This is a genomic window from Oscillibacter sp. KLE 1745, from assembly GCF_000469445.2.
GTDB lineage: Bacteria > Bacillota > Clostridia > Oscillospirales > Oscillospiraceae > Oscillibacter > Oscillibacter welbionis.
The window spans coordinates 1-2,684 of sequence record NZ_KI271770.1 but is presented as its reverse complement, the minus strand read 5'-3'; the positions used below and the strand labels follow the sequence as shown (position 1 = coordinate 2,684).

The following is a 2,684-nucleotide window of genomic DNA, read 5'->3' as shown; positions in this document are numbered from 1 at the left end:
GCCCTCAGGGAGAATCCGGCCCGACAGGTCCCCAGGGCCCGGAAGGGCCTCAGGGCGAGCGGGGCGAAACCGGGCCTCAGGGTGAACTTGGTCCTCAGGGACCCGCAGGCACAACGCCTACCGTCACTGTGGGAACTGTCTCCTCCGGTACTGCCGCAGCCGTCACCGCCAATCCGACAGACACCGGGATCTCCCTGGACTTTGTGGTTCCCGTTGGCCCCGAGGGGCCGAAAGGTGAACCTGGTGAAGTTGGACCCGAAGGACCGCAGGGCATCCCTGGGCAGACTCCTGAAATTACAGTGGAGCAAAATACACCTACTGTCTACAAGGTTCGGTTTAAAACTGCGGAGACAGATTTCCTGACTCCCAATCTAAAAGCTGTTCCGGAGGTTTACAACGCAAATCTGTCCTCTGCTGGAAGTGTCTTGACGGTTCCTCTGGAGGCGCTGAACATGACCTTGCAGAACACTTCGGCCACTTCACTCCGCTTTTCCCTCCAGCCTGCGGTAACAGGAACGTCTATTGTGGCCGATATTCGCCGCGCAAGTATTTACGATGGAGCTTCTATTGACAGCCAGACCAATGACAACCTGACAATCTCAGGTGTGTTCGTAGTGGATGATCTGATCTACAGCCAGTCTCAGGAGATGCACTGGACACGAATCCGGCAACAAGAGCCCTCTACCGGTCTTTGGTCCATGTGTGAGATCCGAATCTTTTCTTCCCGAGGCGGTGCCCGTACGTCTGTATGCGTCAACTGGCTATACACGGGAGCCAGTTTCCTGGCACCATAAGTTTTCTTTCTCAGGACTGCAAGTTGCTCTGTGGGGCACTATAAATATTCATCAGAAGTGCAGTAATGTAAACGTGAAACAGAGGGGCAGCCAAACGGTCGCCCCTCTGCTCACACTTACCCATAAAATCAGATGATGAGATGTGAATGCTTTGCAGATGCTCCTTACCCCACTATACTGAAAGCAGAACATGGAATGGGGGGAGGGTATGCTGGGCGGGCGGGACTATACCGGGTACTACCGGCGGTGCGATGGAAAACTATCGATGGGATTCCTGCGGCCATGGATGCCGACACCGGCGAGGAGACTGCCATCCGGATTCTGTTTCTGTTCTTGGACCCGCCCAAGTATTACACGATAAGCAAGCAGTCCCTCTGCGTATTTCTGGAGGTGAGTGGGGGAGCGGAGAGCCGAGTGCAGGTGTCTGAAAAATAAGACGATTACGGGTTCCGCTATTAGTCTCCTGGAAGAAAGCGGAGTCCGCGGGCCGGTGCGCCGGAGCCCTGGCTATTCTCTGTTTCTGGGTATGTTGTGTTGCTGAACAAGGGAGGCGACACGTATGAACGACTACATGAAGGCCCTGCACCAGCGGTTTTTCTGGGAACTGGAGCGTCCCAACCTCTCTACTCCCCGAAAGTGAACGGGAAACGAATGGCACCAACGTCTCCGTCCATACAGAGGCGGCGTGCGAGGAGAAGTTGGCCCGGCTGATCGCGGAGATCGCCGCCGAGAAAAAGCGGCGGAAGCAGGCAGAACTGGCAGGTTGAACAAACGGGCCTCCCAGGGCGAACTGCTCTCGGAGGCCCGTATTTTTCCTGACTGTGGCTGGTTGAGTGGTCAGGGATAAAATAAGGTTACATAACACGCATGAAAATTGTGAAAAAATTATAAAAAAGTTCCGCTTTCAACAGAAAGCGGAACTTTCGATGGTGGACGATACAGGACTCGAACCTGTGACCCCCTGCACGTCAAGCAGGTGCTCTAGCCAGCTGAGCTAATCGTCCAAAACGGAACGTATATAGGATACACGAAAACGCACCTTTTGTCAACACTTTTCTTGCGCGATCCTGTTTTTTTTGTTATACTGCTGACAGCACTATGACAGGAGGATCACTATGAATCGTGTGGCATTGGTCACTGGGGCTTCCCGGGGGATCGGGAGAGCGATTGCGGCAGAGCTGGCGGAGGCGGGACATGCTGTCTGTATCAATTACCTGACGCACCGGCAGGAGGCGGAGACGCTGGCAGAAAAAATCCGGAACCATGGTGGAAATGCCATTGCAGTTCAGGCGGATGTGGCGGACCGGGCGGCTGTGGAGACGATGGTTCGCACTGCGGAAGCGGAGCTGGGACCCGTGAGCCTGCTGGTGAACAACGCCGGCATTGCGGGGCAGATCCAATTTCAGGATATCACAGATGCCCAGTGGAATCGCTATCTGGGCGTGAACCTGGGCGGCGCCCGGAACACCATCCAGGCAGTACTGCCCCACATGCTCCATGAGAAGGCGGGCTGCATCGTCAACATCTCATCCATCTGGGGACTGCGGGGAGCCTCCTGTGAGGTGGCGTATGCCTGCACCAAAGCCGCTCTCGTGGGGCTGACCCGGTCCCTGGCGCTGGAGCTGGCGCCCTCCCACATCCGGGTCAACTGCGTGGCTCCCGGCGTCATCAACACCGACATGGTTCAGGTTCTGGGACAGGAGACCCTGCGGGATCTGGCGGAGCAGACGCCTCTGGGACGGCTGGGGACGCCGGAGGACGTGGCCCACGCCGTTGCCTTTCTGGCCTCCGACAAGGCATCCTTCCTCACGGGGCAAATCCTCGCCGCCGACGGCGGGTTCATCGTTTGAAGACTGCCGAACAAGAGAGCCGGGCGCCGCATAGGCGGCG

3 protein-coding genes and 1 tRNA gene are annotated in these 2,684 nt (G+C 56.9%); 3 read left to right on the top strand and 1 reads right to left on the bottom strand.

Translation table 11 applies throughout. The annotated features are described in order from the left end of the window. Together HMPREF1546_RS19420 and HMPREF1546_RS19040 are read left to right on the top strand one after the other, a co-directional pair. Positions 1 to 794: collagen-like protein (locus HMPREF1546_RS19420; protein WP_021748995.1), on the top strand; the 794-nt coding region annotated here is incomplete at its 5' end. A 282-nt stretch (positions 795 to 1,076) separates the two neighbouring features. Continuing rightward, positions 1,077 to 1,229 (top strand): hypothetical protein, encoded by a 153-nt coding sequence (locus tag HMPREF1546_RS19040; RefSeq protein ID WP_198145326.1) that lies wholly within the window; start codon positions 1,077 to 1,079, stop codon positions 1,227 to 1,229. A 492-nt stretch (positions 1,230 to 1,721) separates the two neighbouring features. On the opposite strand, the gene HMPREF1546_RS16385 is transcribed toward HMPREF1546_RS19040, so the two are convergent. Continuing rightward, positions 1,722 to 1,798 (bottom strand) — tRNA-Val (locus HMPREF1546_RS16385). Positions 1,799 to 1,909: 111 nt separating this feature from the next. Between HMPREF1546_RS16385 and fabG the strand changes: the two genes are divergently transcribed. Next, positions 1,910 to 2,644, top strand: coding sequence for a 3-oxoacyl-ACP reductase FabG (gene fabG / locus HMPREF1546_RS16380; protein ID WP_021748997.1), 735 nt, complete (start codon positions 1,910 to 1,912; stop codon positions 2,642 to 2,644). Positions 2,645 to 2,684: the final 40 nt, after the last annotated feature.

What these genes read in the sequence shown, in the direction of transcription:
- fabG (WP_021748997.1), top strand. Translation starts at nt 1,910, where the DNA reads ATGAATCGTGTGGCATTGGTCACTGGGGCTTCCCGGGGGATCGGGAGA.
- HMPREF1546_RS19040 (WP_198145326.1), top strand. Translation starts at nt 1,077, where the DNA reads ATGGATGCCGACACCGGCGAGGAGACTGCCATCCGGATTCTGTTTCTG.